The following is a 7,153-nucleotide window of genomic DNA, read 5'->3' on the forward strand; positions in this document are numbered from 1 at the left end:
CCAGGTATAATTGGCCTGAAAGCATTTTTTCTTTTTCGGTCATGGTAAGTCTTAATTATGAAATTTAATATTACAAAAAATTTCCGATTGCTTAATTCATTTCCAAACGTTTACAAACGTCTTTAAACGTAAACAAATAATTCCCAGACGATTACTACTAAAAGACTGTGTTATGTTTGTCCTGTTGAAATGAACTAACGATTTTCAGCTTTTTAAATTAATACGTTATGAGCACTATTAGAAACAAAGTACAGTTGATCGGGAATGTTGGGAGAGAGCCTGAAATCGTAAACCTGGAATCTGGAAAGAAACTGGCCAAATTCTCGGTAGCTACCAATGAGAGTTACAAAAACGGAAATGGCGAACGCATAACCGATACGCAATGGCATAACATTGTAGCCTGGGGGAAAACCGCAGAGCTGGTTGAAAAATATGTAAATAAAGGCAAGGAAGTTGGAGTAGAGGGAAAACTCACCAACCGAAGCTGGGATGATAAAGACGGGAACAAGCGCTATATAACCGAAGTAGTTTGTAATGAATTGCTTTTAATGGGAAAATAATCTGGTTTGGGCATTATTTCTCAGAATTATAAAAGAGTACAAATGCTAAGGTGGAGCAAAAGTGGTTATTTTCTTTAAAAAAGATAATAACCACTTTTATTTTGTACCATCCAATAGCAAAACTAAAAGTGTAAAAACTTATTAGAGTTAACTATTTTGACCGCTGTATTGCCTCTATAGCATTGGCAAGATATACAAAAGGAGCATTCCAGTTAATTGCTATTTCATTACTGGCATAACTACAACGGTTATCAATATATGAAGTTGCAGGGTGCCTATGCGCAGCTGTGTATTTCTCTGCGCATTCATTTTTGTCTTGTTGCCCGGGGTTTGGGCCACCGGCTAAAAGTCCGGGTACCGGATCTTCATTGTCGTCAGCTTCAGAAGGTCTGTGGTGCGGATCTCTTGTAGATTTCTCGCCAAAACCGGTTAAAAAGGAAAAGCCCGTGGCATTTCTTCCCAGCAGGTAATCCAAATTGCTATTTGCAGTATCAAGATATTTCCTGTCGCCTGTTATTTCGTATACATTTAAAAGTAGTATTCCTTGGTTTGCTGCGGTGGAGTTACTTCCCCAAACAAAATCTGATTCATTTATTCCCATTGGAATCGAATAAGCAGAACTTTTTGATGAAGCTACCAGATTATCGGCCATTTGGGTAAGCTGCTCAATTATGGCATTAATATTTACAAGCTCACTATCCTTATAATTTTCCCTGTGCCTGGCAAGAGAGTAGAGGGCAAGCGTATTTACATTTGGCCAGGCGGGAATTCCAAAGTCTTGTGCTAAAGGGTTTTCCAGGCCAGCTTCCTGGTAATATTCTTTTTTTCCTGTGGTTATAAAAAGTTCTGTGGCAGCCCATTGAAATTCATCTTTAAAATTGCGGTCTCCATAGGCTCCAGTGTTTATTTCGGGATCTTTTAATTTTTCCTGTTGGTAAATTACATCGGGGTTTTCTTTCGCCCAGCGATAAGCTTTTTCGCTCATTACCAAAAGCGAATCTGATAATCCTGGTAATTCATCTTTATAATCTTCGAAAATTCTTGTTGCCTGTGCCGTTACTGCAGCAAAATCTAAAGTAGCTGCTGTACTTTTTTGTATAACCCATCGCTGAAGTGTAGCATCTTTTGGCGCAACTGCACCATGAAAATTCGCGCTGGTAAGCTTGTGATAAACACCTCCGTCTTTACCCTGCATTGTCATCATCCATCTTAGGTTGTACAATGTTTCATCAAGAAAATCCGGAATATTGTTCTCGCTTTCTGGAATATTTAAATTAAGTGTGTCCAGATATTCCGGGAAATCTTCATAAAGCGAAAACAAAGTCCCCATGGTAATTCCGCTGTTTACAATATACTTTCCATAATCTCCTGCGTCATACCATCCTCCGGGGCTTGAAATAGTAGATCCAGCCGGTCTATTCTCTGAAGCGGCCGAATTATGAACTTTTACCAAATTGTCTGGATGGCCGGCTTCTCTCGCCCATTTTCCGGCATATTCTTCGGGTAAAGCAGTAGAAGCTCTTTGAAAATAAAAAGCCTTCATACTTGCCTTTGCTGGCTCAAAATGTACATTTTTGTCTATATAAAAAGAATGGCTGGTACCAATTCCCGGAACTTGTAATACATATTCTCCTGAGATTTCTATGGAAGAAAAATCCGCTTGTTTTACGGTTTCTTTACTATGCGGCCATTCTTTAACATCGCTAAGTTTTGCTGAAAATACTTCATTCTTTTCATCTGCTGTAAGAATTGAAAAATTGGTAGCTTCTGAAGTTACAACAATCGCTATTTTTTGGCCTGTAGGATAGAATCCAACCTGATTGATCCTGATTTTATCTGAACCTGAACTTTCTTGATTTAATTGTGCAAATGCTGAAATATTCAGAAAAAAACATACAAAGTGAACCAGGAATATTGTTGCAAGCCTCATAACTTAGGTTTAAAATTGATATAATTATATTGAATTAAACGACACTAAAGTTAATGCTCCTAAAGCATTTTTCCATGTCTGTTTTATTTTTCTATTGAAATTGCTAAAATTTCCTGGTAATCAAGAAGCGGAAAGTGAATTTTTTAAAAGGGAAAATTTTGCTAAAAGTAAATTTCCTTAGCCAATCGGTAAGTATTAGCATGGGCTTCAATAATTACCCTAATTTCTTTAGAATAGCCGCCACCCATACTGCATTGAACCGGAATGTTTAAATCGTAGCAGGTTTGCAAAACAAACCTGTCTCTTTCTTTACAACCATTTACCGTGCAGGAGAGTCGGCCGAGTTTATCAGTCTCTAAAATATCAACACCGCTTAAGTAAAAAATAAAATCGGGCTTTTCTCTCGCTATTAAATCAGGTAATGTCTCTTTTAGTAGTTTTAGATATTCACTATCACCACTGCCGTCGGGGACTTCAATATCAAGATCTGACTTTTCTTTTTTGAACGGATAATTACCTTTTCCGTGCATAGAAAAAGTAAAAACCGATGCATCATCCTGAAAGATCTCTGCTGTTCCATTTCCCTGGTGAACATCCAGGTCTACAATAAGAATTTTTTCAGCTAAATTTTTATGCTGAAGATATCTTGCAGCAATTGCCTGGTCGTTAAGTAAGCAAAATGCTTCGGCCCGGTTAGAATAAGCGTGATGAGTACCTCCAGCAATATTAAAAGCAATTCCATGTTCCAGGGAATAATGCACGGCTTTCATCGTACCGTCGGCGATGATCATTTCCCGTTTCACTAAAGCCTCAGAAAGTGGAAAGCCACTTTTTCTAATTTCCCTGGTGCTTAGTTTTAAATCACGTAAGCGTTCAAAATAATCTGCATCGTGAGCTTTTAGAATATATTTGTCAGTTGGAAATTCCGGCTCAAAAAAATTTTCCTCGCTACAGGTTCCTTCGTGAAGTAATTGCCTTGGCAGCAATTCATATTTCTCCATAGGGAAACGGTGACCTTCAGGTAACGGATGTTTATAGATGGGATGGTAGGCGATTTTGAGCATTTGCAAGGTAATTGGCAATTCAATAAGCAAATTATAAACGTCATTACGAACGCAGTGAAGTAATCTGCCCGTTGAGAGTCGGCAATTTTAGATTGCTTCGTTCCTCGCAATGACGCTTATTGGCAATTTTTCAGATGCATTTTTAATAAACTTAATTAATAGTTGTCCCCGGTTCTACACCATCTTCATCCGGATTTACGAATACTAGTTTTCCTGCAGAATTCTCGGTCATTAAAATCATTCCCTGGCTTTCTACACCACGCAGTTTTCTTGGCGCTAAGTTTGCTAAAACCGTGACTTTTTTACCAATTATTTCTTCAGCCTTATAATGTTCTGCAATTCCTGAAACTACCGTTCTTTGATCCAGCCCGGTGTCTACTTTTATCACCATTAATTTCTTGGTTTTTGGCATCTTATGCGCTTCGATAATAGTTCCCACACGCAAATCCATTTTGGTGAAATCTTCAAAAGTAGCAGTTTCTTTTTGAGGTTCTACCTTACTGTTTTCGGCTGCATTAGCAGTTTTTGTGGCTTCCAGTTTGTCTAATTGTTGCTGCATTTGAGCATCTTCTATTTTGCTGAAAAGCAATTCTGCTTTTCCAATTTGGTGCCCTGCCGGAAGTAATGAATCTCTTGTAGCAATCTTATCCCATTGTGAATATTCCTTGCCGGAAAGCTGACTTTCAGCATCGGTGAAATTCAGCATTTTCTGAAGTTTCGCTGAAGAAAATGGTAAAAATGGTTCGCTTAAAGTAGCTAGTGCTGAAGCGATTTGTAATGCTACATACATCACTGTTTTTACACGTTCTTCATCGGTTTTAATGAGTTTCCAGGGCTCTTCATCGGCTAAATATTTGTTTCCTAATCTGGCTAAATTCATTAATTCACCTTGCGCTTCGCGGAAACGGTATTTTTCAATAGAACTCGCAATAACCGCCGGATATGCCTTTAGTTCGGTGATGGTTTGTTCGTCAACTTCAGAATAATCATTTGGTTTTGGAACAATTCCAGAGTAATATTTATTGGTAAGGACAACGACCCGATTTATAAAGTTGCCGAAAACGGCTACTAACTCATTATTATTCCTGGCCTGGAAATCTTTCCAGGTAAAATCGTTGTCTTTAGCTTCAGGAGCATTTGCGGTCAATACATAACGCAACACATCCTGCTGATTTGGAAAATCCTCAAGGTATTCGTGTAACCAAACCGCCCAGTTTTTGGAGGTAGATAATTTTTTCCCTTCCAAATTAAGAAATTCGTTTGCCGGAACATTTTCAGGCAAAATATAGTCGCCGTGTGCTTTAAGCATTACCGGGAAAATAATACAGTGAAATACAATATTGTCTTTTCCTATAAAGTGAACCAGTTTAGTATTCTCGTCTTTCCAATACGGCTCCCAGTCTTTGCCTTCGCGCTCGGCCCATTCTTTGGTAGAAGATATGTAGCCAATAGGCGCATCAAACCAAACATATAGTACTTTGCCATCACCCCCTTCTACCGGCACCGGAATCCCCCAATCCAAATCACGAGTTACGGCTCTTGCGCGCAAACCATCGTTTAACCAGGATTTTACCTGCCCGTGTACATTGCTTTTCCAATCGTGGGCGTGGCCTTTTATGATCCACTCATCCAGCCATTCCTGGTATTGATCCAATGGTAAAAACCAGTGGCGGGTTTCTTTTAAAGTTGGTACTTCGCCGGTAATTGCCGATTTTGGATTAATAAGATCTGTGGCGTTTAGCGAAGTTCCGCAGCTTTCACACTGGTCACCATAGGCTTCTTCGTTTCCACATTTCGGGCAGGTTCCGGTTACAAACCTATCGGCCAAAAATTGTCCTGCTTTTTCGTCGTAAAGTTGTTGCGTAGTCTCTTCAATAAACTTCCCATCTTCATACATCTTTTTGAAAAATGCCGAAGCGGTGTCGTGATGTACTTTGGCTGAAGTTCTTGAGTAATTATTAAAAGAAACGCCAAAATCTTCGAAAGATTTCCTGATAATTCCGTCGTATTTATCTACGATATCCTGCGGCGTAACACCTTCTTTCTTTGCTTTTATGGTAATAGGCACTCCGTGCTCATCACTTCCGCAAACAAAAGCCACATCATTGCCCTGCATTCGTAAATAACGGGCATAAATATCGGCTGGAACATAAACACCGGCAAGATGGCCAATATGTATGGGGCCGTTGGTGTATGGTAATGCTGCGGTAATAGTGTATCGCTGTGGAGTATTATTCATTTATCTTAAAATTTATTGAGGGCGCAAAGGTAAGCAACTCCTTAAAAATACGCGTTAAATTCTTGTAAAACAGAAGGCGTCTATAGGAAATGTTCCTCAATTTAGCCTTTAAATTTATTTCGAATACCAAAAGTTTTAAATCGATAAAAATTAACCAATGAAAAAATTAAGCTTAATAATTATTGTACTTAGTCTTGCAGCCTGTGGAAGTTCTAATAGCAAAATGTCTAAAGATAAATTTGTGGTTGAAAACCTTACAAATTATAATGCTGAGGAATTGAAGGCAAATTATCCTGAAGCAAATATTCTTGAAGATACCGGCATGTTTGAAGAAGGAACAGTAGAGCGGGCCTATACAGTAATGTATCCCAATACGCCAGATGAATTGCATATTACCTGGAAAACTGAAGATCGTAAAGAAATTTTTGATATTCGGTTTTCTGAAAATGGAAAATGGAAATCAACAGAAGGCATTGAAATAGGAACCATGTATGAAGCTTTGAATAAGCTTAATAAAAAGGAGATCTCTTTCTACGGATTTGGATGGGACTACGGCGGTGCGGTTATGTGGAATAACGGGAAGCTGGAAAATTCTAATTTAAGGGTGTTCCTGGCTCCCAAAGGAGAAGTAGCCAATAAGTTTTATGGTGATCGCATAATTGAAGCCAGCAAAGAAGAAATTGAAAGTTTAGATTTAAAAGTTGCCAGTATAATGCTAGTGAATTAGTTATTTTTTACGGGAAATCCCCGGGTATAGAAACCTGGAATAAATCCTAAATTCACTTTATGGCTCAGCATAACGCTTTGGGGGAATTGGGTGAACGCCTCGCTTTAGAGTACCTTTTAAAACAAGGTTATGAAATTCTGGCTCAAAATTATGTTTATAACAAAGCGGAAATAGACATTTTAGCCCGGAAGCATAGCACTTTGGTAGTAGTAGAAGTTAAAACAAGAAGCACACCCGATTTTGGGGACCCACAAAGTTTTGTAAAGCCTAAACAAATTCGGCAGCTTGTAAAGGCTGCCGATTTTTTTTTGAATGACAATCAATTAAACCTGGAAACCCGTTTTGATATAATTGCGATTATAAGAAATAAAGCCGGAATACAGGTAGAACATCTTGAAGATGCTTTTTTGCATTTTGAGTGATAGTTTCAAATAAAACTGCATTTTAACCGGATTTTTTCAATTCAAAATAGTTATAAAAAAAGCTATCCGAAAAGTTTTTAAATTCGTCATTCTGTCCCGAAGATTCAGAATCATTTCAGAATCTAAGATAGTGATATTCAAATCATGTTAGAAGCTGAAACAAGTTCAGCTTGACGGATTTTTTCAAAAAACAAAAAGACCTCACAGGTTT

At 38.2% G+C, this 7,153-nt stretch carries 6 protein-coding genes; 3 read left to right on the top strand and 3 right to left on the bottom strand.

Annotation, left to right across the window (positions count from 1 at the left end):
• The first annotated feature begins 227 nt into the window (after window positions 1-227).
• Complete coding sequence (gene ssb / locus AACZ30_RS11985) at window positions 228-560, top strand: single-stranded DNA-binding protein (RefSeq protein WP_057482539.1); 333 nt, start codon at window positions 228-230, stop codon at window positions 558-560.
• 151 nt (window positions 561-711) lie between these two features.
• Here the strand turns inward: ssb and AACZ30_RS11990 are convergent, their stop codons facing one another.
• The 3 genes from AACZ30_RS11990 to metG form a co-directional block, all read right to left on the bottom strand.
• Window positions 712-2,490, bottom strand: a complete 1,779-nt coding sequence (locus tag AACZ30_RS11990; RefSeq protein WP_339649588.1) for a glycoside hydrolase family 9 protein — start codon at window positions 2,488-2,490, stop codon at window positions 712-714.
• A gap of 161 nt (window positions 2,491-2,651) precedes the next feature.
• On the bottom strand, window positions 2,652-3,554 hold the full coding sequence (locus tag AACZ30_RS11995; RefSeq protein ID WP_339649590.1) for a histone deacetylase: 903 nt from the start codon (window positions 3,552-3,554) through the stop codon (window positions 2,652-2,654).
• A 151-nt stretch (window positions 3,555-3,705) separates the two neighbouring features.
• Window positions 3,706-5,793 carry a methionine--tRNA ligase gene (gene metG / locus AACZ30_RS12000; RefSeq protein WP_339649592.1) on the bottom strand — a complete coding sequence of 696 codons (2,088 nt, stop codon included), beginning with the start codon at window positions 5,791-5,793 and terminating at the stop codon, window positions 3,706-3,708.
• Between the two features lie 157 nt (window positions 5,794-5,950).
• Here metG and AACZ30_RS12005 point away from each other — a divergent pair, with 157 nt between their 5' ends.
• Window positions 5,951-6,520: a hypothetical protein gene (locus AACZ30_RS12005; protein ID WP_339649594.1), complete on the top strand. Its 570-nt coding sequence runs from the start codon at window positions 5,951-5,953 to the stop codon at window positions 6,518-6,520.
• Window positions 6,521-6,579: 59 nt separating this feature from the next.
• Entirely contained in the window at window positions 6,580-6,942 is a 363-nt protein-coding gene (locus AACZ30_RS12010; RefSeq protein ID WP_339649595.1) for a YraN family protein, read from the top strand.
• Window positions 6,943-7,153 lie beyond the last annotated feature (211 nt).

The organism is uncultured Salegentibacter sp. (assembly GCF_963972535.1).
Taxonomy (GTDB): domain Bacteria; phylum Bacteroidota; class Bacteroidia; order Flavobacteriales; family Flavobacteriaceae; genus Salegentibacter.

What these genes read in the sequence shown, in the direction of transcription:
- AACZ30_RS11990 (WP_339649588.1), bottom strand. Translation starts at nt 2,490, where the DNA reads ATGAGGCTTGCAACAATATTCCTGGTTCACTTTGTATGTTTTTTTCTG.
- ssb (WP_057482539.1), top strand. Translation starts at nt 228, where the DNA reads ATGAGCACTATTAGAAACAAAGTACAGTTGATCGGGAATGTTGGGAGA.
- metG (WP_339649592.1), bottom strand. Translation starts at nt 5,793, where the DNA reads ATGAATAATACTCCACAGCGATACACTATTACCGCAGCATTACCATAC.
- AACZ30_RS12010 (WP_339649595.1), top strand. Translation starts at nt 6,580, where the DNA reads ATGGCTCAGCATAACGCTTTGGGGGAATTGGGTGAACGCCTCGCTTTA.
- AACZ30_RS12005 (WP_339649594.1), top strand. Translation starts at nt 5,951, where the DNA reads ATGAAAAAATTAAGCTTAATAATTATTGTACTTAGTCTTGCAGCCTGT.
- AACZ30_RS11995 (WP_339649590.1), bottom strand. Translation starts at nt 3,554, where the DNA reads ATGCTCAAAATCGCCTACCATCCCATCTATAAACATCCGTTACCTGAA.